General features: G+C 73.2%; 14 protein-coding genes. 11 read left to right on the top strand and 3 right to left on the bottom strand.

Going from position 1 to position 24410, the window contains the following annotated elements:
- The first annotated feature begins 2 nt into the window (after positions 1-2).
- From ACWCPY_RS29745 to moeZ, 8 genes are all read left to right on the top strand, one after another.
- A complete protein-coding gene (locus tag ACWCPY_RS29745; RefSeq protein ID WP_451270072.1) occupies positions 3-986 on the top strand; it encodes an ABC transporter permease in 984 nt (327 codons plus the stop codon).
- Complete coding sequence (locus tag ACWCPY_RS29740; RefSeq protein ID WP_451270070.1) at positions 983-1972, top strand: ABC transporter permease; 990 nt, start codon at positions 983-985, stop codon at positions 1970-1972. Before ACWCPY_RS29745 ends, ACWCPY_RS29740 begins: the two co-directional genes overlap by 4 nt.
- Positions 1969-3552, top strand: a complete 1584-nt coding sequence (locus ACWCPY_RS29735; RefSeq protein WP_451270068.1) for a dipeptide ABC transporter ATP-binding protein — start codon at positions 1969-1971, stop codon at positions 3550-3552. Before ACWCPY_RS29740 ends, ACWCPY_RS29735 begins: the two co-directional genes overlap by 4 nt.
- Positions 3553-3742: 190 nt before the next feature.
- Entirely contained in the window at positions 3743-5533 is a 1791-nt protein-coding gene (locus ACWCPY_RS29730; RefSeq protein WP_451270114.1) for a glycosyltransferase, read from the top strand.
- An 82-nt stretch (positions 5534-5615) separates the two neighbouring features.
- On the top strand, positions 5616-7040 hold the full coding sequence (locus ACWCPY_RS29725) for a hypothetical protein (RefSeq protein WP_451270066.1): 1425 nt from the start codon (positions 5616-5618) through the stop codon (positions 7038-7040).
- Between the two features lie 154 nt (positions 7041-7194).
- Positions 7195-8160 carry an NAD-dependent epimerase/dehydratase family protein gene (locus tag ACWCPY_RS29720; RefSeq protein WP_072483872.1) on the top strand — a complete coding sequence of 322 codons (966 nt, stop codon included), beginning with the start codon at positions 7195-7197 and terminating at the stop codon, positions 8158-8160.
- Positions 8148-8978 carry a spherulation-specific family 4 protein gene (locus tag ACWCPY_RS29715; RefSeq protein WP_451270063.1) on the top strand — a complete coding sequence of 277 codons (831 nt, stop codon included), beginning with the start codon at positions 8148-8150 and terminating at the stop codon, positions 8976-8978. The genes ACWCPY_RS29720 and ACWCPY_RS29715 overlap by 13 nt, the downstream gene beginning before the upstream one ends.
- Positions 8979-9063: 85 nt before the next feature.
- A complete protein-coding gene (gene moeZ, locus ACWCPY_RS29710; protein ID WP_093549960.1) occupies positions 9064-10242 on the top strand; it encodes an adenylyltransferase/sulfurtransferase MoeZ in 1179 nt (392 codons plus the stop codon).
- A 68-nt stretch (positions 10243-10310) separates the two neighbouring features.
- Here moeZ and ACWCPY_RS29705 read toward each other — a convergent pair whose 3' ends face one another.
- From ACWCPY_RS29705 to ACWCPY_RS29695, 3 genes are all read right to left on the bottom strand, one after another.
- The gene (locus ACWCPY_RS29705) at positions 10311-11891 is read right to left on the bottom strand and encodes an alpha/beta hydrolase (RefSeq protein WP_451270061.1); all 1581 of its coding nucleotides are present in this window, start codon (positions 11889-11891) and stop codon (positions 10311-10313) included.
- Positions 11892-11974: 83 nt separating this feature from the next.
- Positions 11975-13579 carry an alpha/beta hydrolase gene (locus ACWCPY_RS29700; RefSeq protein WP_451270059.1) on the bottom strand — a complete coding sequence of 535 codons (1605 nt, stop codon included), beginning with the start codon at positions 13577-13579 and terminating at the stop codon, positions 11975-11977.
- Between the two features lie 121 nt (positions 13580-13700).
- Complete coding sequence (locus tag ACWCPY_RS29695) at positions 13701-16436, bottom strand: lysylphosphatidylglycerol synthase domain-containing protein (RefSeq protein WP_451270057.1); 2736 nt, start codon at positions 16434-16436, stop codon at positions 13701-13703.
- Between the two features lie 221 nt (positions 16437-16657).
- On the opposite strand from ACWCPY_RS29695, the gene ACWCPY_RS29690 reads away from it, so the two are divergent.
- From ACWCPY_RS29690 to ACWCPY_RS29680, 3 genes are all read left to right on the top strand, one after another.
- Positions 16658-17077 (top strand): MGMT family protein, encoded by a 420-nt coding sequence (locus ACWCPY_RS29690; RefSeq protein ID WP_451270055.1) that lies wholly within the window; start codon positions 16658-16660, stop codon positions 17075-17077.
- A gap of 341 nt (positions 17078-17418) precedes the next feature.
- Positions 17419-20904, top strand: a complete 3486-nt coding sequence (locus tag ACWCPY_RS29685) for an ATP-dependent helicase (protein WP_451270053.1) — start codon at positions 17419-17421, stop codon at positions 20902-20904.
- 59 nt (positions 20905-20963) lie between these two features.
- Entirely contained in the window at positions 20964-24404 is a 3441-nt protein-coding gene (locus ACWCPY_RS29680; RefSeq protein ID WP_451270051.1) for a UvrD-helicase domain-containing protein, read from the top strand.
- Positions 24405-24410 lie beyond the last annotated feature (6 nt).

Raw genomic sequence — 24410 nt, 5'->3', positions numbered from 1 at the left:
CCATGGCAGAAGCAATTCCGGCCGAGGAGGCGGGGGCCGTCCTGGCCCCCGCCTCCGGGGCCAGTCCGTTCTGGCGACGGCTGCGCGCCCGGCGCGCGGCCCTCGTGGCGGCGGCGATCGTCGCCCTGCTGGTCCTGGCCGCGCTCGCCGCACCGCTGCTCGCGGGCATCGAGGGCCAGGACCCCACCACGTACCACCCCGATCTCGTCGACTCCGCCACCGGCGGGGTGCCGGTCGGATCCTTCGGCGGGATCGGCGCCGAGCACTGGCTCGGCGTCGAACCGCTCACCGGGCGCGACCTGTTCGCCCGCGTCGTCTACGGGGCACGGGTCTCGCTCGGCGTCGCGCTGGCCGCCACCCTGCTCCAGGTGATCGTCGGCGTCTCCATCGGGCTCGCGGCCGGGCTCGGCAACCGCTTCGTCGACCAGGCGCTCAGCCGGGTCACCGACGTCGTGGTCGCGCTGCCCGTCATGGTGATCGCGCTCGGCGCGCTCGCCGTCGTACCCACGAGCTTCCCCCGCCCGGTCCTGATCGCCGTGATCATCGGCCTGGTCGGCTGGTCCGGGACCTCGAAGATCGTGCGTGCCCAGACGCTCTCGCTGAAATCGCGCGACCACGTCGCCGCCGCCCGGCTCAGCGGCTGGAGCTCCTGGCAGATCGCCAGGCGCGAACTGCTGCCCGCGCTGGCCGCGCCCGTCATCACCTACGCGGTGCTGCTCTTCCCGTCGAACATCGTCGTCGAGGCGGCCCTGTCCTTCCTCGGCGTGGGCATCAAGCCGCCCACGCCGTCCTGGGGACAGATGCTCAGCGACGCCGACACCTGGTACCAGGCGGCGCCCACCTATCTGCTGATCCCCGCGCTGCTGCTCTTCGTCACCGTGCTGGCGCTGACCGTCCTCGGCGAGGGCGTACGCACCGCGCTCGACCCGCGGGCCGAGTCCCGGCTGCGGATCGGCACCGGCCGGAAGAAGGAGGCCGACGCGTGAAGTGGTTCCTGCTCAGACGCCTCGGCGGGGCGGTCTTCGTGCTGCTCGCCCTCAGCGTCGTCGTCTACGCGGCCTTCTACGTCGCCCCCGGCAACGTCGCGCAGATCGCCTGCGGTCCGCGCTGCTCGCCCGCACAGGTGGCGCAGGTCAGCGAACAGCTGCACCTGGGCGACCCGTTGTACCTGCAGTACGCGCACTTCCTCCAGGGGCTCTTCACCGGCCGCGACTACTCGACCGGAACCGGGGTGCTGCACTGCCAGGCGCCCTGCCTGGGGCTCTCGTACCAGAGCGACCAGCAGGTCACCGAGCTGATCCTGGCCAAGCTCCCGGCCACCGCCTCGCTCGCCCTCGGCGCCTTCGTGCTGTGGATGCTGCTCGGGGTCGGCACCGGGCTGCTCTCGGTGTGGCGGCGCGGCCGGCTCACCGAGCGCGTCCTCACCTGGATCACCCTGGCGGGCATGGCGACACCGGTCTTCGTCATCGGTCTGCTGCTGATCATCGTCCTGGTCACGGCGCTCCAGATCCTGCCGTTCCCGGACTACGTACCGCTCACCGAGGACCCGGAGCAGTGGGCCTGGAACCTGCTGCTGCCCTGGATCTCGCTGGCGCTGGTGTCGGCGGCGCCGTACGCCCGGATGACCCGGGCCTCGATGCTGGAGACCCTGGCCGAGGACCATGTGCGCACCTTCAGGGCGTACGGGGTCGGCGAACGGGCGCTCGTGGGACGGCACGCGCTGCGCGGTGCGCTGGCGCCGGTGATCGCGCTCGGCGCACTGGACATCGGCTCGATGTTCGGCGGCGCCGTCCTCACCGAATCGCTCTTCGGGATTCCGGGGGTGGGCCGTGAACTCGTCGACGCCGTGAAGCACGTGGACCTTCCGGTGGTCGTCGGCCTGGTGCTCGTCACCGGATTCTTCGTCGTCCTCGCCAACGCCGTCGCCGACATCCTCCAGGCGATGGCCGACCGACGGGTGGTGCTGGCATGAGCCTGGTCGAAGTCTCGGATCTCTCGGTCTCGTTCGGCGAGGTACGGGCGGTGGACGGGCTGTCGTTCTCGCTGGAGGCCGGCGGCGCGCTCGGGGTGGTCGGCGAGTCCGGCTCCGGCAAGAGCGCCTCGGCGTACGCACTGCTCGGACTGCACCGGGGGACCGGTGCGAAGGTCGGCGGCGCGATCCGGGTCGCCGGGGTGGACGTGACGGCCGCGGACGACGCGGAACTCCGCGCCCTGCGCGGTGCGAAGGCCGCCATGGTCTTCCAGGACCCGCTGTCCTCGCTGGACCCGTACTACGCGGTGGGCGACCAGATCGCCGAGGTGTACCGGGTCCACAACCGGGCCTCCCGACGGGCGGCGCGGGCGCGGGCGGTGGAGGTGCTGGACCGGGTCGGGATCCCCGACGCGGTACGGCGCTCCCGGTCCAGGCCGCACGAGTTCTCCGGCGGGATGCGGCAGCGGGCGCTGATCGCGATGGCCCTGGCCTGCGAGCCCCAGCTGCTCATCGCCGACGAGCCGACGACCGCCCTGGACGTCACCGTCCAGGCTCAGATCCTGGACCTGCTGCACGATCTGCGCCGTGAGACGGGCATGGGGCTGCTGCTGGTCACGCACGACGTGGGCGTGGCGGCGGAGTCGGTCGACGAGGTGCTGGTCATGCAGTCGGGACGGGCGGTGGAACGGGGGCCGGTGGGCGAGGTGCTCGTGGCCCCGCGCGAGCCGTACACGAAGGCACTGCTGGCGGCGGTGCCCCGGGTGACGCAGTCGCGGACCTCCTCGGGCGCGAAGCCGATGGACGACACGGGCGCCCCGCTCGTCGAAGCCGTCGACGTCCGGCAGGTGTTCGGCCGGGGGAAGAGTGCGACGGCCGCCGTCGACGGGGTCTCCCTCACCGTGCGACGCGGCGAGACCCTCGGCATCGTCGGGGAGAGCGGCAGCGGCAAGACCACCCTCGGGCGGATGCTCGTGGGACTGCTGGAACCCACCTCGGGCCGGCTCACCCGTGACGCCCGGGTCCAGATGGTCTTCCAGGACCCGGTCTCCTCGCTCAACCCGCGCCGCTCGATCGGTGAGTCGGTCGCCGATCCGCTGCGAGCCTCCGGTCAGCGCGACGAGGCCGCGATCAGGGCACGGGTGCGGGATCTGCTGACCCGGGTCGGGCTCGCCCCGGAGAGCTACGACCGCTATCCGCACGAGTTCAGCGGCGGACAGCGCCAGCGCGTCGGGATCGCCCGCGCGCTGGCCGCCGAGCCGGAGCTGATCGTCTGCGACGAGGCCGTCTCCGCGCTCGATGTGACGACCCAGGCCCAGGTGACCGCCCTGCTCGCGGAGCTCCAGCGGGAACTGGGGCTCGCCCTGGTCTTCATCGCTCACGACCTCGCCGTCGTACGGCAGGTCAGCGACCGGGTCGCCGTCATGCGGCAGGGCCGGATCGTCGAGGAGGGCGAGGTGGACGAGGTGTACGGGAACCCCCGGGACCCGTACACCAAGCAGCTCCTGGCGGCCGTTCCCGCACTCGACCCGGCGCTGGCGACGGTGCGCCGCGCGGCCCGCAAGGAACTGGCCGCCGCCTGACCCTGCGTGGTCGGCCGCACCCATAGCGCGACAGAACGCCGTCGGAGCGGGAAAGTTACGACGGTTCACCCCTTTCGGTGGTGCGACGGACAACCGTCCGTCGCGCCACCGGCGTATCCGCTTACGGTCGTCCCGCTGTGAGCCGCCATTGCAACGGCGGCCGCCCACAAGGGAGATCGGGGGTGTGCTCGTGCGGATCGGACTCCTCACCGACGGTGGTTACCCGTATGCGACCGGTGAGTCCGGACTCTGGTGCGACCGTCTGGTGCGCGGGCTCGCGCAGCACGAGTTCGATCTCTTCGCGCTCAGCCGCTGCGCCGACCAGGAGGCGCGGGGCCGGCTCCCGGTGCAGGTCGGCCGGGTGCGGACGGCGCCGCTGTGGACGGCCGACGAGGACGTCCCGGGCGCCGGGGCCCCCAAGGGGCTGATGGCCCGGATGCTGACGGGAGGGGGCACCCGTTCGTACGGGCGGCGCGAACAGTGGCGCTTCGCGGCGCACTTCTCGGCTCTCGCGGCCTCGGTCTGCGCGGCGGGCGCGGGGAGCGGTGAGGGCGCGGGCGAACCGGGCGGCGAAGGGCGTACGTCCGTCGCGGACGCGCAGTTCACGGACGGCCTGTACGGACTCGCCGAACTGGCCCGCGAGCACGGCGGCCTCACCGCGGCCCTCCGCTCCGAGACCGCCGTGCGGCTGCTCGAAGCGGCCTGCCGCGCCCCGGGCGCCGGGCGTACCGTCCGGAGCGCCACGGTCCCCGACCTCCTCGCCTTCGCCCGGGAGCTCGACCGGGTGCTCCGCCCGCTCTCGCTCGACTGGTACGACGAGGAGGGCCTCGGCGCGGTCGATCTCTGTCATGCGACGTCCGGCGGGCCGGCCGCTCTGCCGGGACTGCTGGCCAAACGCTTCTTCGGGGTGCCGCTGCTGGTCACCGAGCACGGCGCGCAGCTGCGGGCCCACTACCTCGCGGCGACCGGCGCCCCGCTGAACGCGCCGGTGCGCGCCCTGCTCGCCCACTTCCACGGGCGGCTCGCCACCGAGGTGTACCGGCAGGCCGCGATCGTCTCCTCCGGCAACACCCATGTCCGCCGCTGGCAGGAAAGGTGCGGCGCCGAACGCGGCAAGCTGCGCACCGTCCACCCCGGCATGGAGTCCGGCCGCTTCACGGCGCTGGGGGAGAGCGGCGACAGCGGCCCCGACGACACCCTGGTCTGGGTCGGCCGGATCGAGCCGGCCAAGGACCTGATCGGACTGCTGCACGCCTTCGCGGAGGTACGGAAGGCCGAGCCGGACACCCGGCTGAGGATCATCGGGGCCCCGGGCCCCGAAGGCGCCACGTATCTCGCGCACTGCCGGGCCCTCGCCGCCCAGCTCTTCCCCGACGAGGCCACGGACGCCCATGCCGTCGGCGACAACCCGGTCTCCTTCGAGGAGATCGGCGGGGCCGAGGTGGCCGATCTGCCGGACGCCTACGCGGCGGGCGGGGTCGTCGTCCTGTCCAGCGTGGTCGAGGGCTTTCCGGCCGGGCTCGTCGAGGCGATGTTCTGCGGCCGGGCCACGGTGTCGACGGATGTCGGCGCGGTCGTCGAGGTCATCGGCGGCACCGGGCTCGTGGTGCCCCCGCGCAATCCCAGGGCGCTGGCCGACGCCTGTCTCGCGCTGCTGCGGGACCCCGAGCGACGCGCACGGCTCGGAGCGGCGGCGCGCGCCCGCGCGCTCGAACTCTTCACCGTCGAACAGAACCTCGCGGCATTTCGCGGCATCTACCTGGAACTGATCTCGCACGCCCCGGTGCGCAGGGAGGCCGAAGAGGTGGACGCCGACGGCGGACCGCGCCCGTTCGCCACCCCGCCGGAGGCGCACGTCCTCGGCCCGTGGACGGCCTCGGGTCCCGCCCCGGCGGCCACGGCCGACCGCAGACCCAGCTGGGCCGCCGGGCCCCGGGCCGTCTGCGCGGGAGCGCGGGGAGCGGGTGGCGGCGATGCGTGAACAGGGGCACGAGACGGCCGGGCCGGGGCGGGGCGGGCCGGGGCGGTCCGGGACGGCCGGCGGCGATCACGGAGGAATCACCATGGGCGGCCCGACCGAGGTGTCCGACGCACCCGCCACCCCGACGACCGGCGGAAGCTGGGACCCCCGCTCCCGGGCCCTGGTCTCCGAGACCCCCGGAACAAGCGAGCCCACCGGAACAAGCGAGCCCCCCGGAGCACACGCGACCTCCGGGACACATGAGACCTCCGGGGTGCATGAGCCCTCCGGGACGGACGGACAGTCAGGGACGGACGGACAGTCCGGGACGCACGAGCCGGCCGAGTCCGCCCCGGCCGCCGCGGCTTCCGAGCCCTCCCGCGCCCCCGAGATCGCGCGCCCCGCCGCGGCGCGCCGGCCCAGTGCCGCGCGCCGGGGCCCCGCCGACCCCGTGAAATCGCTGATGCACCGGCACCGCGAGCTGTGCGAGCGGGCCGTCGATCCGCTGGAGGTCGCCGCCGGGCTCGAAGCGCATGGCGTCACCGACCGCACCGCCGCCCGCTACCGGCACCGGGACGTCTTCTCGCTCGCCGAGGAGCTCTTCGCCCGGGTGCCCGGTGCGGCGGCGGACTCCGCGACAGGGCCCGACGCGCCGGAGCGTGACATCGCGACCCGCGCCGCCTGGTCGCTCCGCGCGCTGGTGCCGGGCGCCGCCTGCATCGCGACCGCCGGGGCACTCGGGCTCACCGAGGGAGCGCTCGACGGCCGGGCACGGATCGCGATCGCCCTCGCCGGAGGGCTTCTCGCGCTCATCGGGCTCGTGGTCGGCCTGCGCAGCGGCCCCCTGCACGCCGAAGGCCGCTCACCGGGCGCGGCCAAGGTCTACGGCTGCTGGCTCCTCGGCTACGTCCTGTACGGCGAACCGCTGCTCGACCAGGTGCTCAGCGGCGGCCCCGAAGGCCCCTGGGCGATCACCCCCGCACCGCTGCTGGGCCTGGCCCTCTCGCTCGCCCCGGCCACCTGGTGCGCCCACCTCTTCTCCGTACACGCCCATCGCAGACTCAACGGCAGCCGCGCACTGGAGGAGTTCGCCGCGGGGGTGCGCCCCCTGCTCCTCGGGGCCGTGGCGCTCTATTCGTGCGCCCTCGCCGGACTGCTGTACCTCGCGCATCTGGGGTACGGGAAGGGCGGAGCGTTCGTGGGGGCGGCCGCGCTCGGGGTGCTGCTCCTGCTCGCCCGGCTGCTGACCGTGCACGGGTTCCCCGGACTCGCCGCCGGAGGGCTGGCCGTCGCCTGCGCGGTCGAGGCCCTGGCACCCGCGCTGGTCCTGACCGGGCGGCTGCCCGGTCTGCACTTCCTCGCCCGCCCCGTGGACGCCCTCGTCATGGTGTCCGGCACCGGATCCGTACCCGCCCTCGCCTGCGGTGCCTCCGCCCTGGGACTGCTGGTGGCCGCCACCGTCGTCCTCTCCAGGGCATCCGCCCACACAACCGCCCGGCCGGGCGATGAAGGTCCGGCCGCCGCGTAACCACCACAGCCGTACTACTGCCATCGCACGCCCCGCGGAGCCGACGCCGCGGGTCATTGCCCGCAACTGCATCTCACTTCCTCAAGGAGACACCGGACATGACCCCCCAATCCCCTTCACCGGCAGCTCGCCGTCGGCGCCGAGGGGGCGCGCGATGAGGGTGCTGCTGCTCGGAGCCAACGGATTCCTCGGCCGGTTCGTGGCCGACCGCCTGCTCGCCGACCCCGCCGTGCACCTCACGGCGCTCGGCCGCGGCGACGACGCCGACGTACGGTTCGACCTCGCCAGCGGCAGCCCCGGCGCGCTGACCCGCTTCCTGGACGCCGTCCACCCCGGAGTCGTCGTCAACTGCGCGGGCGCCACCCGCGGCGGGGCCCGCGATCTCACCCGCCACAACACCGTCGCCGTCGCCACGGTCTGCGAGGCGATGCGGCGCAGCGGCTGCACGGCCCGGCTCGTCCAGGTCGGCTGCTCCTCGGAGTACGGGCCCTCGCAGCCCGGATCCTCCACCGCCGAGGACGCGATCCCGCGCCCCGGCGGCCCGTACGGCGTCAGCAAGCTCGCCGCCACCGAACTCGTCCTCGGCTCCGGCCTCGACGCGGTCGTGCTGCGGGTCTTCTCCCCGGTCGGCCCGGGCACCCCGGCCGGTTCCCCGCTCGGCAGGCTCGCCGAGGCGATGCGCCGGGCCATGCAGTCCGGCGACGGCGAACTGAAGCTCAGCGGCCTGGGCGTGCAGCGCGACTTCGTGGACGTACGCGACGTCGCGCGCGCCGTGCACGCCGCCTCGCTCTCCGCGGCCCAGGGCGTCGTCAACATCGGCACCGGGCGCGCCGTGCGGCTCCGGGACGCGGCCGCCGTCCTCGCCAGGGTCGCCGGATACGCGGGCGCGCTCCACGAGCTCGACGCGCCCCCGCCCCGGCTGCCCATCGGTGCCCCGCGCACCTCGACCGAGTCGGTCATCGAGCACCTCTCGGCGACCCCGTCCCCCTACCCGGACGGCTGCGGCGCCTGGCAGCAGGCCGACGTCCGCACCGCCCGGGACCGGCTCGGCTGGCGCCCCCGGATCAATCTGGAGGAGTCCCTCGCCGACATCTGGATGGAGGCGGCATGCCGTATCTGACCAGCATCGGCACGGCCCGCCGGACCAGCGGCGCCGAGCAGTTCGGCTTCGGCGTACCCGGCTGCGCGCACCCGCTGCTCGCACCGGCCGAATGGGCCGAGCTGGCCCGCCCCGGCACCCCGCTGCACTGGGCCGTCCTGAACATCGACAACGGCCCCGGCGCCCGGCCCGATCCGCACTGCCTCGAAGCCGCGGGCCGGCTCCGCAACGCGCGCGAGAGGGCCCTGCACGGCGACGATCCGCAGGACTCGGTACGGGCGGCGGGCGGGCGGCTGCTCGGCCATCTCGACCTGGCCTTCGGCAGCCGGTCCTTCGGGGAACTGATCGCCGACGCGCAGGCGTTCCTCGACTGGTACCGCGTCGACGGCTTCTATCTCGGCCGCTGCCCGGCCGAGCGGTCCCACCTCCCGGCGGTGCGCCGGCTCACCAGCACCCTCGCGACGCTCCTCGACCACGGCGACCGCCCGTACGGGGAGGGGAGCGGGCCGCTGGTGCTGGGCCTGGGCACCCACCCGTACCCCGGCTACGCCGAGGCCGCCGACCAGTTGGTCACCTTCAACGGGCCATGGACCGACTACCGCTGGTCGCAGGTGGCGGAGTGGACCGCTTCCTATCCGCCGGAGCGGTTCGCGCACTTCGTCCACGGCGTTCCGCGCACCCATCTCGACGAGGCCATGCGCATCGCCCGCTGGCAGGGCGCGGGCACGATCTTCTTCACGGACCGAGACGGCCAACACGGACAAACGGACCCATTCGCGGCGCTGCCCAGTTACTGGGACGAAATCGTCTCGCGGATCGGACCTGGTATCTCGGAATGAGAGGGGGCGTGGCAGTGTTACCGGAAGAACAACCGTACGTAGATGAAGTACGTAGAAACCGACCACCTGCATTGTTGAGGTTCCTGTGTCGCTGCCACCCCTGGTCGAGCCAGCTGCTGAGCTCACCGTCGACGAGGTCCGCAGGTACTCCCGCCACCTGATCATCCCGGATGTCGGGATGGACGGACAGAAGCGGCTGAAGAACGCGAAGGTGCTCTGTGTCGGTGCCGGCGGCCTCGGCTCGCCGGCCCTGATGTACCTGGCCGCGGCCGGTGTCGGCACGCTCGGCATCGTGGAATTCGACGAGGTCGACGAGTCGAACCTGCAACGCCAGATCATCCACAGCCAGGCCGACATCGGGCGCTCCAAGGCCGAGTCCGCCAAGGACTCGGTGCTGGGCATCAACCCGTACGTGAACGTGGTCCTTCACGAGGAGCGGCTCGAAGCCGACAACGTGATGGACATCTTCGCCCAGTACGACCTGATCGTGGACGGCACGGACAACTTCGCCACCCGCTATCTGGTCAACGACGCCGCCGTACTGCTGAACAAGCCGTACATCTGGGGCTCCATCTACCGGTTCGACGGTCAGGCGTCCGTCTTCTGGTCCGAGCACGGCCCCTGCTACCGCTGCCTCTACCCGGAGCCGCCCCCGCCGGGCATGGTCCCCTCCTGCGCCGAGGGCGGCGTGCTCGGGGTGCTCTGCGCGTCGATCGGTTCCATCCAGGTCAACGAGGCCATCAAGCTGCTCGCCGGCATCGGTGACCCGCTGGTCGGGCGGCTGATGATCTACGACGCCCTGGAGATGCAGTACCGCCAGGTCAAGATCCGCAAGGACCCCGACTGCGCGGTCTGCGGCGAGAACCCCACCGTCACCGAACTCATCGACTACGAGGCCTTCTGCGGCGTCGTGTCCGAGGAGGCCCAGGAGGCGGCGCTCGGCTCCACGATCACTCCCAAGCAGCTCAAGGAGTGGATCGACGCGGACGAGAAGATCGAGATCATCGACGTCCGTGAGCCGAACGAGTTCGAGATCGTCTCGATCCCGGGCGCGAAGCTGATCCCGAAGAACGAGTTCCTGATGGGCAACGCCCTCCAGGACCTCCCGCAGGACAAGCGCATCGTCCTGCACTGCAAGACGGGCGTCCGCAGCGCCGAGGTCCTCGCGGTCCTCAAGTCCGCGGGCTTCGCCGACGCGGTCCACGTGGGCGGCGGCGTGATCGGCTGGGTCAACCAGATCGAGCCCGAGAAGCCGGTGTACTGAGACATCCTTCGACACGGGGAAGGGGCCGGTCCGCACGGACCGGCCCCTTCCCCGTGTCCCGGGGCGCCCTACGAGCAGGTCTTGCCGTCGTCGGGGACCATCCCGTCGAGGAAGTACGCGTCCACGGTCGACGTCACGCAGGTGTTCCCGCCGTACGCGCCGTGTCCCTCGCCCTTGTTGGTGAGCAGGATGCCCACGCCCCTGCCCAGCTCGTCCGCCATCTTCCGGGCACCCTCGTACGGCGTCGCCGGGTCACCGGTCGTGCCCACGACCAGCACCGGACCGGCGCCCGGAGCGCTCGCCTCCGGGTGGTCGTGCTCACCCGGCACCGGCCACTGCGAGCACCAGCCCGCCGTGTCCCACGCCAGGAACGGGCCGAACACCGGGGACAGCTTCCGGAACTCCGGCAGCAGTGCCCTGGCCTCGTCCGCCGTCGGCCGGAGCTTGCTGTCCGCGCAGGAGATGGCGCGCTGCGAGTGGTTCTGGGTGTCGTAGTGCCCCTTCTCGTCACGGCCGTTGTACGAGTCGGCCAGCTGGAGCAGCATGGTGCCGGTGCCGCTCTTCTCGGCCTCGTCCAGCGCCTGCGTCAGGAACGGCCAGTTGCTCTTGGAGTAGAGCGGCGTGACGATGCCGGTGATGGCCAGCGACTCGTTGAGCTCGCGGCCCGAACGGGTCGGCAGCGGCTTCCTGTCGATCCGCTCCAGCAGCTTCGCGATCCGCTGCGTGCCCGCCTTCGGGTCCTGACCGCGGTCCTTGAGGTAGTTCTCCAGCGCCCGCTGGAAGCCGGTCGCCTGGTTGCGGGCGTGCCCGATGGTGTCCGCGGTCGGGTCGACGACGGCGTCCAGCACGGTCCGTCCCACGTTCGCCGGGAAGAGATGCGCGTAGGTGCCGCCGAGCTCGGTGCCGTACGAGATGCCGAAGTAGGTGAGCTTCTTGTCGCCGAGCACCTCGCGGATCAGGTCCATGTCCCGGGCGGCGTTCGTCGTACCGACGTACGGCAGGACCTTGCCGGAGCGGCGCTCGCAGCCGGCGCCGAAGTCGGCGCCGTCCTTCAGGAACGCCCTCTCCTCGGCCGCCGTGTCCGGGGTCATGTCGACCTTCCGGTAGGCGGTCTCCTGCTCCTTGTCGGTGCGGCAGCTCACCCCTTCGCTGCCCGCGACCCCGCGCGGGTCGAAGCCCACCAGGTCGTAGCGGGAGTTGAGGTTGGCGTACGAGCCCGCGGCACGGGGCAGTATCGAGACCCCCGAACCGCCGGGGCCGCCGAAGTCGAACAGCATCGAGCCGAGGCGCCGGCCGGTGTTCAAGGCCTTCTTGCGGATCAGCGCGATCCCGATCGTCTCGCCGTCCGGCTTCGCGTAGTCCAGCGGTACCCGGACCGTCGCGCAACGCCACGCGGAGCCGGGCGCGCTCTCGCCCGCGCGGGCCTCGCAGCCCTTCCAGTCCGGCCGCTGGGAGGTGAGGGCCGCGGGCAGCCGGGGTGTGCCCGGTTGCTTGCTTGGCGCGGTGGACGGCCCGTCGGCCGAGGACGCGGTATCGCGGTCCGCCCGGTCGTCCGGCTTGTCGTCCGTACCTCCGCCGCAGCCCGCGAGCAGCCCCGTCAGCAGAAGTGCGGCGCCGGCCAGAGCCCCGGCGCGTGCGTGTGCGACCACGTGTGCGTCCTCCCGATGTGCCTGTACTCAACGATGTACAGAAAGTCCGCCCATGCTAGGGGGTGCCCACGGACGACGCGCCGCTACTTGCAGACGGTTCCGGGCGCCGGGACCTTGCCGTCCAGCAGGTAGCCGCCCACGGCCTTCTGCACGCAGGCGTTGCCGCTGTTGTACGCGCCGTGCCCCTGGCCCTCGTACGTCATCATCATGCCGACCCCCTGGCCCAGCGCGTCGGCCATCGCCCTGGCGCCCTCGTACGGCGTCGCCGGGTCGCCGGTGTTGCCGACGACGAGGATGGGGGCCGCGCCCGGGGCGCTGACGTCCGGGTTCTTCCAGGCACCCGGCACCGGCCAGCCGGTGCAGCTGATCAGGGACCAGCCCAGATAGTCACCGAAGATCTTCGAGGCGGACCGGAACTCGGGGAGCTTGGCCTCGGTCTGGTCCGCGGTGAACCGCTGCTTGGAGTCGACGCAGTTGATGGCGGCGTTGGCGGCCATCGAGTTGTCGTACTGGCCGTTGTCGGAACGGCCGTTCAGCGAGTCGGCGAGGGCGAGGAGCAGCGCGCCGCTACCGCCGTCGGCCTCGTCGACGCCCTCCTCCAGCAGCGGCCAGGTCTGCCGGGAGTAGAGGGCTGCCGCGATACCGGTGATCGCCAGTGTCTGCGTCAGCCGGCGCGGGCCGATCCCCTCGACCGGCTGCTTCTCCAGCCTGTCGAGCAGACCGGAGATGCCCTGCTCGACCTCCTTCGAGTTGGTACCGGGAAGCTTGCAGGCCTCGCCCCGTTCGGCGCAGTCCTTGGTGAAGTTGTCCAGCGCGAGCTGGAAGCCCTTGGTCTGGCCGAGCGAGGCCTGCTCGGAGTCCTGCGTCGGGTCGACCACCGCGTCCAGCACCGACCTGCCGACATTCTTCGGGAACAGATGGGCGTAGACGCCGCCCAGTTCGGTGCCGTACGAGATGCCGAAGTAGTACAGCTTCTTGTCGCCGAGCACCTGGCGCATCAGATCCATGTCACGGGCGGCGTCGGTGGTGCCGACATAGGGGAGCTGCCTGCCGGAGTTCTTCTCGCAGGCCGCCGCGAAGGCCTTGGTGCTCTCGACGAGGGTGTTCACCTCCGCGGGGGTGTTCGGGGTGCCGTCGATCTCGCTGCGGGCGTCGAGCTGTTTGTCGGTCTCGCACTTCACACCGTCGCTGAGGCCCACGCCGCGGGGGTCGAAGCTGACCAGGTCGTAGCCGGCGCGGAGTTTGTCGTAGTCGGGGCCGAAGGCGGGCAGGGTCGCGACACCGGAGGCGCCGGGGCCGCCGAAGTTGAAGATGAGGGAGCCGATCCGCTTGTCCGGGTTCTTGGCCCTGGCCCGGATCAGTGCCAGCCGGATCGTCTCGCCCTCGGGCTTCGCGTAGTCGAGCGGCGCCCGCATGAACGAACACTCCCAGGGGGTGCCGCCGGGCAGCGGGGACGGCGCCTTTCCTTCGCCCTGTGCCGGGGCCGGGGCGGGGCAGGGCTTCCACGTCAGCTCCTGGGAGGAGAGGTCGCCGGAGGTGCCGCCCTCGGCGACGTTCGCCGCGAGAGGTGAGCTCTGCGGCCCGTCCGGGCCTTCCCCGTCGCCGCTCCGCGAGCAGGCGGTGATGGGCAGGAGCAAGGTGACGGCGGCGGTCAGGGCGGCGGCACGCAGAGCGGGGGAGGTCCTCATGGGCCCATGGTGCGGCGGGAAACCGGTCGCTGCACGGGACACCGGTCCAAGCGGGTGGCGGGCCGCCGCGCCGTCGCCCGACTGGACTCGCGGGCGGCCCCGCGCGGTGGCTGAGAGGGCGTCAGAGCTCGCCCTTGCGGGTCAGGTGGTTGAAGCAGAGCCAGCCGGGAAGCACCGGCAGCCACAGAGTCAGCAGACGGAACAGCAGTACGGCGGGTGCCGCGACCTCCTTCGGCAGGCCGACCGCGATCAGGCCGAGCGTCAGCGCGCCCTCGACCGCGCCCATTCCGCCCGGTGTGGGCGCCGCCGACCCCAGCGCGTTGCCCGCCAGGAAGACCACCGCGATGCTGGCGTAGCTGAGATGCGGCACGTCCGGACCGCTGAACGCGCGGACCGAGGCGTCCAGGCACATCACGAACATGCCGGTCAGCAGCAGCATCCCGCCGATGCCGGTCAGCAGCTTCTGCGGCCGCTGCACCACGTCGAGCATGCGCGGCACGACCCCGGCGAACAGCGAGCGCACCCGCGTCACCACGAACTTCCGCAGGAACGGGACCGCCGTCACCACCAGCACCAGCACGGCGACCGTCAGCAGTCCGGCGATCACCGTCCTGGACGGGGTGAGCGAGGACGGTGTCTTCTCGGTGCCGGTCAGATAGCCGAAGGCCGCCAGCAGCAGGATGTGGCAGCCGAGACCGAACAGCTGCGAGGCGCCGACGCTCGCCACGGCGAGCCCCGGACGGACCCCGGCCCGTTGCAGGAAGCGGGTGTTCAGCGCCACACCGCCGACCGCGGCCGGGGCGACGATCTTCACGAAGGACCCGGCGACCTGCGCCAGTACCGTCTTGCCGAACGGCACCCGCTCCGGCACGAAGCCCAGCAGGCTCATCGCCGCCGCCACGTAGCTGAGCGCGGAGAAGGCGACCGCGGCCGCCACCCAGCCCCACTCCGCCTGTTCGACGACCGCGCCGAAATCGGCCTGGGTGACCTGCGAGATGAGGAAGTACGCGGCGATCGCACCGGCGATGCAGCTGAGCAGGGTGCGGGCCTTGATGCGTTCGAGACGCACCGGTTCGACCGGTGCCTGCGGCCGGATCAGCAGCACCTGCTGCCGCATCTGGGAGAGCAGGTCCTCCTCACGGGCCCCGTCCAGGGCGTCGTCCAGGGCGCGCTTCTCGGCCTGCTTCTGGTTGCGCAGCGCCTTGCGGTCGGCCTTGCGGTCGCCGGCGGCCGCCCCGTGCTCGTGCGCCCTGGCCCGCTTGGCCGCGTCCGACGCCTCCAGCACCGCCTCGCGCTCCCGCTGCGAGCGCTCCCGGGCGAGCCGGCGCAGCGCCGCCCGGGTGGAGCGGCTCAGCGCGATCGGCTGGAGCAGCGGCAGACAGTCCGCGACCGCGTCGGGGCCGAGCACCTCCAGCGCACCGGCGACGGCACGCTCGGCGCCCACCCGCAGACCCGTCGTGGTCAGCAGCTGGGCGACGTCCATCCGCAGGACCAGATCACCGGCCGCGATCTCGCCGCCGCGCAGATCGGTGACGAACACCTTGCCGGAACGATCCACCAGGATGGCGTCGCCGGTGAGCCTGCGGTGCGCGATCCGCCGGGACTGGAGCGCCTTCACCTGACGCCACGAGCCGCGCAGCAGCTCGTCGGTGATCTCCGAGTCCTCCAGCGCGTCCAGCGAACGGCCGCCGATGTGCTCGTACACCAGCATCACGGCGTCGGGACCGAGCTCGGACGTGGCGATCAGCTTGGGCGCGTTGGCCCCGGCGGCGATCGCCGCGTAGGCGAGCAGCGCCTCCTGCTCCAGGGCCTGGCGCAGCGACTGGATGGAGCGGCGCTGGGTGATGCCGCGCAGGGTGAGCCTGCGCCACACCCGGTAGAAGAAGCCCTGGGCCTGCTGCTCGCGGTCGACGACCGTGACGTCGAGGGGCGGCCCGTCCTCCAGGGAGACCAGATAGCGGCGCCCCCGGTCGCTCTGGTCGCCCGAGTCCGGGGCGTCGTCGGCGCGCATCGCGCTGACCGGGTGGAAGCCGACATGGCGCAGACCGGCCATCAGGTGCTGACCGGTCGGCCGTACGTTCGGCGAGCCGACCGCGTACAGCGTGCCGTACGCGACGGTCCAGCCGATCAGCACGGTGAGGATGATCGAGAACGGGGTCGTGTAGCCGCCGACCAGCATGGCGAACGCGTCGAGCAGCAGCACCACCCACAGCACGACCCGCCAGCGCGGCCGTCTCGCCATGCCGACCGCCGTCATATAGGCGATCACCGGCGCGAGATAGCCGTGCACGGGATCGGTGAGCGCGTCACCGGGCTGCGGCTGGGTCAGGGCGTCCTGGATGGTGCCGGGCGCGGACTTGGCCACCCACAGGTCGGCGGCGAGCGTGACGCCGTGGGCCAGTACGGCGGCCAGCACCCCGTCGGCGATCCGCAGACCGTCGCGTTTGATCAGCCGCTCGATCGCGAAGGCGACCGGGACGAGCAGCACGGCGATGCTGGAGACCAGGCCCGCCATCTTGATCAGGATGTCGGGGGCCTGACCGGTGCCCTTGTTGATGTCCTGTTCGAGACCGGTGGTCGTGCCGTGGGCGAACGCGGCGATCGAGAACAGGACGACGATCGCCAGGACCCCGATGAGGAGCCGCATGAGGTCGGAGGGACGGTGCACCCGGGCGGGCAGCAGCGGCTCGTCCCCCGAGACGCGTTCTGCCTGCTCCTCCGCGGCGGTCGAGAGCGTCGAGCCGGCCAGATGTCCGGGGACCTCTTCCTGCCCGGCTCCGGGCTCTGCGGCGGGTGCGCGGGACGCGTCCGGCTGCGGCTCGGCGTCAGGGGCGTCCGCCGCCTTCGGTGGCTGCACGCCCTGCTCCTTCGTCGCCTCTGATTGGTCTTCGTGTTCTCGTATCACCGGTCACCGCCCGCACGATGGTGGCACGGCCCGGCGGCACGGCGGGGCATCAGGGTGCACCGCACGGACACGGGAAGCGCAAGATACGCCCCTCCGCCCCCGCCCGCAGGCCCTGTGACCGGACGCACACGGACCGGGCCGGGATGTCGGTGGCGTACGGCAGGATGGGGCGGATGAGCCAACACCGCACGAGCGGCGACGGGACGAGTGACGACCGCACGAGCCACGCACTGCCGGAGTACGCGGAGCGTGTGCTCGACGTCGCCGAGCTGATCCCGCCCGGCCGCGTGATGACGTACGGCGATGTCGCCGAGTGGCTGGGCGAGGGCGGTCCGCGCCAGGTCGGCCGGGTCATGTCGCTGTACGGGGCCGCGGTGCCGTGGTGGCGCGTGGTGCGCGCCGACGGGGCGCTGCTCCCGGGCCACGAGCTGCGGGCACTGGACCACTACCGCGCGGAGGGCACCCCGCTGCGCGGGGCGTCGCGCGCCGCGGAGGGCCACGTGCCGCGCCTCGACATGAAGCGGGCGCGGTGGGACGGCGTCACCGCGGACGGGGGCGCGGACCGGGACGAGGGCGGAGGTGCTCACAACTGACAGCTTCCGCCATCCGGCGGCACAGCGGGCGGCGCCGGGGCCGTACGACGTACCCGACTTACGGGAAGTGGCCCAGGACGCACGGGAAGTGACCAGGAGTGCACGGAAAGTGACCGGCGAACAGGTCTGTGGCATGTGACGCGACAGGACCGCGGCCGCGCGGAGTGACGGAAACCACGGCCGGGTGCGGGACCGGGCACGCGAGGGCGTCCGCGCACCGGAACGTGACGAGGCACGCAGCGCTCCCGTCCCGCACCGCGCTCCCGCTGGCGTAGCTTCGTTAGTTCGCGGCGCGCACCGCACCCTCATCATCAGTACACCCACCAGGACCGGCGATCCACGTGAGCTCCTCCTCCTTCACCCGGCACAGCCCGCACCGTCAGGCACGGCAGCGGGCCGCGGGCGCGTACCGTCTGGTGCGCACCCCGCCGGGCTCCGTGGACCCTCCTCTCCTGGACGCGGCGCAGCGCGCGGTGGTTGATCACCCCGGCGGCCCGCTCCTGGTGCTCGCCGGACCCGGCACCGGCAAGACGACCACGCTCGTCGAGGCGGTCGCCGCACGCATCGCACGGGGCGGCGACCCGGCCCGCGTCCTGGTGCTCACCTTCAGCCGCAAGGCCGCCGTGGAGCTGCGCGACCGGATGGCCGCCCGCCTCGGCGCCGCCCGCGGCCCGCAGGCCACCACCTTCCACTCCTTCTGCTACGCGCTGGTCCGCGCCCACCAGGACGCCGACCTGTTCGCCGAACCGGTGCGGCTGCTCTCCGGACCGGAGCAGGACGTCACCGTCCGCGAGCTGCTCGCTGGCCAGCTCGAACTGGAGCGGGACGGCTTCTCGCACATCCGGTGGCCCGACGAGCTGCGGGCCTGCCTGACCACACGTGGCTTCGCCGACGAGGTGCGCGCGGTGCTGGCCCGCAGCCGTGAGCTGGGCCTGGGGCCGGACGCGCTGGCCGCCTTCGCCGGCCGCACCGGCCGGCCGGACTGGGGCGCCGCCGCCGAGTTCCTCGCCGAGTACCTGGACGTGCTGGACGCGCAGGGGGTGCTGGACTACGCGGAGCTGGTGCACCGGGCGGTGCTGCTCGCGGAGCGCCCCGAGGTGTCGGCACTGCTGGCGGGGCAGTACGACGCGGTGTTCGTCGACGAGTACCAGGACACGGACCCGGCGCAGGTGCGGCTGCTGCACGCGCTGGCCGGCAACCGGGGGAGCGCCCCGGGCGCCGGGGGCGGCCGGGACCTGATCGCCTTCGGTGACCCGGACCAGTCGATCTACGCGTTCCGGGGCGCCGATGTGAACGGCATCCTCGACTTCCCGGAGACGTTCCGGCGGGCGGACGGCGCCCCGGCCCCGGTCGGCGTGCTCACCACCTCGCGGCGCTCCGGCGGACGGCTGCTGGACGCCACTCGGCTGCTCACCCGCCGGATGCCGCTGACCCGGCTGCCCTCGGCGAAGGTCCGCGCCCACCGGGAGCTCACCGCGGTCCGCGAGGGCGGCGGCGTGGAGGCGTACACCTACCCGACCGCGTCCACCGAGCTGGAGAACATCGCCGATCTGCTGCGCCGGGCGCATCTGGAGGACGGCGTCCCCTGGAACGAGATGGCGGTGCTGGTACGGGCCGGGGGCCGCACGATCCCCTCCCTGCGCCGGGCCCTGACGTCGGCGGGCGTCCCCCTGGAGGTCGACGGGGACGACCTCCCCCTGCGCCACGAACCGGCGGTGGCCCCGCTGCTGACCGCCCTGCGCGCGGTCGCCACGGCAGCCCTGCGCGGGAGTGCGCCGGGCGCGGAGAAGCCGGCGGAAGCGGCGGAGGAGGTGGCAGCGGAGACGGGCACGGGCACGGACGCTTCGGCAGCGGACGAGGACATGGGCACGGGCGCGGGGGCTTCCGCAGCGGACGGGGACGCCGACATGGGCGCGGGGACTTCCGTAGCCGACGAGGGCGCGGAGACGTCCTCCTGGCTGGACACCGAGACCGCCCTGACCCTGCTCGCCTCCCCCCTCGGTTCCATGGACGCGGCCGACCTGCGCCGCCTCGGCCGGGCCCTGCGCGACGAGGAGCGGGCCGCCGGGAACCGCGTACCGGCCCCCTCCGGCGAGCTGCTGGCCCGAGCGCTCGCCGAGCCCGAGCGGCTCGTGGCGCACGATCCGGCGTACGCCCGCGGCGCCCAGCGCCTCGGCGCACTCCTGCGCAAGGCCCGCGAGCTCCTCGAAGGCGGCGGCACCGCGGAGGAGGCCCTGTGGGCCCTGTGGTCCGGCACCCCCTGGCCGGGCCGACTGGAGCGCGCCGCACTGCGCGGCGGCGCGGGCGGCCGCAACGCCGACCGCGACCTCGACGCCGTGTGCGCCCTCTTCGACACCGCGGCCCGCGCCGAGGAACGCACCGGCGGGCGCGGCGCGCTCAACTTCCTGGAGGAGGTCGACGCCCAGGACATCGCCGCCGACACCCTCTCCAGGCGCGTGGTGCGCCCCGACGCCGTACGGCTGATGACCGCCCACCGCTCCAAGGGCCTGGAGTGGCACCTCGTCGTCGTCGCGGGGGTGCAGGAGGGGCTCTGGCCGGACCTGCGCCGCCGCGGCTCGCTGCTGGAGGCGGACCGGATCGGCCACGACGGCCTGGCCGAACCGCTCACCCCCGGCGCCCTCCTCGCCGAGGAGCGCCGGCTCTTCTACGTCGCGGCGACCCGCGCCCGCGAACGGCTCGTCGTCACCGCGGTGAAGGCGCCCGCCGACGACGGCGACCAGCCCTCCCGCTTCCTCACCGAACTGGGTGCCGAGCCGCGCGACGTCACCGGCCGGCCGCGCCGCCCCCTCGCCGTCGCCGCGCTGGTCGCCGAACTCCGCGCCACCACCGTCGACCCCGAAGCCTCCGACGCCCTGCGGGAGGAGGCCGCCCGCCGCCTCGCCCGGCTCGCCGCGCTCACCGACGACGAGGGCCAGCCGCTCGTACCCGCCGCCCACCCCTACCGCTGGTGGGGCCTGTACGAACCGACCCGCTCCGCCGTCCCGCTCCGCGACCGGGACCAGCCCGTGACCCTCTCCGGCAGCGCGCTCGACCAGCTCGCCAACACCTGCGCGCTCCAGTGGTTCCTCGGCCGCGAGGTGAAGGCGGACGCCCCGGCGACCGCGGCCCAGGGCTTCGGCAACGTCGTCCACGTACTCGCCGACGAGGTGGCTTCCGGACGTACCCCCGCCGATCTCGCCGTCCTGATGGAGCGGCTGGACTCGGTCTGGGACGGGCTCGTCTTCGACGCCCCCTGGAAGTCCCGGCAGGAGAAGGAGCAGGCGCGGGCCGCCCTCGAACGCTTTCTGCGCTGGCACGTCATGGACCGGGCCGGCCGCACCCCCGTCACGAGCGAGCACGACTTCGACGTGACGCTGGAGGCGGGGGAGTACGAGGTACGCATCCGCGGCTCCATGGACCGCGTCGAACAGGACGCCGAGGGCCGGGCCTATGTCGTCGACTTCAAGACCGGCAAGCAGTCCCCGACCAAGGACGAGGTGGCCCGCCACCCCCAGCTCGCCGTGTACCAGCTGGCCGTCCGGGAGGGCGCGGTCGACGAGGTCTTCGACGGCCGCCGCCCCGAGCCCGGCGGCGCCGAACTCGTACAGCTGCGCCAGGCCGCCGCCAAGAAGGAGGGCGGCGAAGCCCATCCCAAGGTGCAGGCGCAGGAACCCCTCGCCGGTGAATGGGTCCCCGAGCTGCTGGCCACCGCCGCGGGCCGGGTCCTGGACGAGCGCTTCACCCCCACGACCGGCCAGCACTGCACGCACTGCGCCTTCCGGGCCTCGTGCAGCGCCCGGCCGGAGGGCCGCCACGTCCTGGAGTGAGCGGGGCCGGACGTCCGGTGGGCCGCACGTTGTCGGTGCGTCCGGTTAGCCTCTCTGGGGTGTCCTCACGTATCACCGATCCCGAGCAGCTCAAGGAGCTCCTCGGGATCCCGTTCACCCCGGAGCAGACGGCCTGCATCACCGCGCCGCCCGCCCCGCAGGTGATCGTGGCCGGGGCCGGGTCCGGGAAGACCACGGTGATGGCGGCCCGCGTGGTGTGGCTGGTGGGCACCGGCCAGGTCGCCCCCGAGCAGGTCCTCGGGCTCACCTTCACCAACAAGGCGGCCGGTGAGCTCGCCGAGCGCGTCCGCAAGGCGCTGATCGCGGCCGGAGTCACCGATCCGGACGCCATCGACCCGGACAACCCCCCGGGCGAGCCCAGCATCTCCACGTACCACGCGTTCGCGGGCCGGCTCCTCACCGAGCACGGGCTGCGCATCGGACTCGAACCCACCACCCGCCTCCTCGCCGACGCCACCCGCTACCAGCTCGCCGCCCGCGTACTGCGCGAGGCCCCCGGCCCCTACCCGGCCCTGACCAGGTCCTTCCCCACCCTCGTCAGCGATCTGCTGGCCCTGGACGCCGAGCTCGCCGAACACCTCGTACGCCCCGAGCAGCTCGCCGAGCACGACACGGAGCTGCTCCGCACCCTGGAGACCGCCAGGCTCAGCAACGCCGAGCTGCGCAGGATCCCCGAGACGGCCGAGGCCCGCGGCGAACTGCTCCAGCTGACCCGGCGCTACCGCGAGGCCAAGAAGAGCCGGGACCTCCTCGACTTCGGCGACCAGATCGCCCTCTCCGCCGAGCTGGCCCTCACCCGTCCCGAGGTCGGCACGATCCTGCGCGAGGAGTTCCGGGTCGTGCTGCTCGACGAGTACCAGGACACCTCCGTCGCCCAGCGCCTGCTGCTCTCCGCCCTCTTCGGCAACGGTCCCGGCGGGACGACCGGGCACGCCGTCACCGCCGTCGGCGACCCCTGCCAGGCGATCTACGGCTGGCGCGGCGCGTCCGTCGCCAACCTCGACGACTTCCCGCTGCACTTCCCGTACGCCGACGGCACCCCCGCCACCCGCTACTCCCTCAGCGAGAACCGCCGCAGCGGCGGCCGGCTCCTGCACCTCGCCAACGGCCTCGCCGCACCGCTGCGCGCCATGCACGAAGGCGTCGAGGCACTGCGCCCCGCCCCCGGCGCCGAGCGCGACGGCATCGTCCGCTGCGCGCTGCTGCGCACCCATGGAGAGGAGATCGACTGGCTCGCCGACTCGATCGCCCATCTGGTGCGGACCGGCAAGGCACCCGGCGAGATCGCCGTCCTGTGCCGCACCGCGGGCGACTTCCCGGAGATCCAGGCCGCGCTGGTGGCCCGCGACATCCCGGTCGAGGTCGTCGGCCTGTCCGGGCTGCTGCATCTGCCCGAGGTCGCCGACCTCGTCGCGGTCTGCGAGGTGCTCCAGGACCCCGGCGCCAATGCCTCGCTGGTCCGGCTGCTCACCGGCCCCCGCTGGCGGATCGGCCCCCGAGACCTGGCCCTGCTCGGCCGCCGCGCCCGGTTCCTCGTCCACCGCGCGGCCCACGGCGACGACGACCACGACCCCGACCGCCGTCTCGCCGAGGCCGTCGAGGGCATCGACCCGGCCGAGGTGATCTCGCTCGCCGACGCGCTGGACACCTTCCTCGAATCGGGTGGCGAGCAGGACGACGGGCTGCCGTTCTCCACCGAGGCCCGCATCCGCTTCGCCCGCCTCGCCGCCGAGCTGCGCGACCTGCGCCGCTCGCTGGCCGACCCGCTGATGGACGTGCTGCACCGGGTCCTGGCCACCACCGGCCTGGAGGTCGAGCTCTCCGCGTCGCCACAGGCCCTGGCCGCCCGCCGCCGCGAGACCCTCGCCAACTTCCTCGACGTCGCGGCCCGCTTCGCCGCCGTCGAGGGCGAGGCCACCCTCCTCGCCTTCCTCGGCTTCCTGCGCACCGCCGTCCAGTACGAGAAGGGCCTGGACAACGCCCTGCCCGGCGGCGAGAACACCGTCAAGGTCCTCACCGCCCACAAGTCCAAGGGCCTGGAGTGGGATGTCGTCGCCGTGCCCGGCCTGGTCACCGGCCAGTTCCCCAGCGGCCAGTCCCGCGACACCTGGACCGCCCAGTCCAAGGTCCTCCCGCACGCCCTGCGCGGGGACAGGGCGACCCTCCCCGACGTGCACTCCTGGGACGCCAAGGGGCTCAAGGCGTTCAAGGAGGAGATGAAGGAGCACCAGCACACCGAGGAGCTCCGCCTGGGATACGTCACCTTCACCAGACCTCGCACCCTGCTGCTCGGCTCCGGCCACTGGTGGGGCCCGGCCCAGAAGAAGCCTCGCGGCCCCTCCGGCTTCCTGTACGCGCTGTACGAGCACTGCGCGGCCGGGCACGGCGAGATCGAGGTCTGGGCCGACGAACCGGCCGAGGACGAGGAGAACCCGGCGCTCGACACGGAGACCGCCGACCACGCGTGGCCGCTTCCGCTGGACGACACCGCGCTGACCCGCCGCCGGGCCGCCGCGGACACGGTCATGGCCCACCTGGAGGCCCTCGCCATGACGGGGGGTGTACCGGACGCGTACGGGGCCCTGCCCGGCGAGGCCCCGGATCCGGGCGACGGCGCGTACGACGACGCCCCGTTTCCCGACGACGAGGCGTATGCCGATGAGGCGTTCCCCGACGGCGCCGACGACTGGGACGCGCTGTCCACGGAGCCCCCTCCGGCGCCCGCTCCCGCGCCGCATGTCCCCGCGGCCCGTACCCCCGAGCCCGCCGCGGAGCACCGCCTCACCCCCGAGGAGACCCGCACCCTCGCCTCCTGGGACCGCGACCTCGACGCCCTCACCGGCGAGCTGCGCCGCGCCCGCGCCACCGTGCGCGATGTCCTCGTACCCGCCACGCTCTCCGCCACCCAGCTGCTGCGCCTCGCCGACGACCCCGAAGGCTTCGCCCAGGAGCTGGCCCGCCCGATGCCGCGTCCCCCGCAGCCGGCGGCCCGCCGGGGCACCCGCTTCCACGCCTGGGTGGAGTCCCGCTTCGAGGAGCTGCCGCTGCCCATGCTCGGCCCCGACGAGCTGCCCGGCGGTGACGAGAACGACGCCGAGATCGCCGACGAGCGCGACCTCGCCGCGCTCAAGGAGGCCTTCGAGCGCACCCCGTACGCCCGCCGCACCCCGTACCGGGTCGAGACGCCGTTCCAGATCACCCTGGCCGGCCGGGTGATCAGGGGCCGCATCGACGCGGTGTACCGCACCGGGGACACGTACGAGATCGTCGACTGGAAGACCACCCGCACCAACACCGCCGACCCCCTCCAGCTCGCGGTCTACCGACTGGCCTGGGCGGAACTGCACGACCTGCCGCTCACCGACGTCACCGCCACGTTCCTGTACGTGCGCACCGGCGAGACCGTCCACCCCACCCGCCTCCCGGGCCGGGCGGAACTGGAGCGGATCCTGCTGGACGAGCCACCGCCCGACGGCTAGGGCCTC

It is taken from the genome of Streptomyces sp. NPDC002403 (genome assembly GCF_053593015.1).
This window is presented reverse-complemented; position numbering and strand designations above follow the sequence as displayed.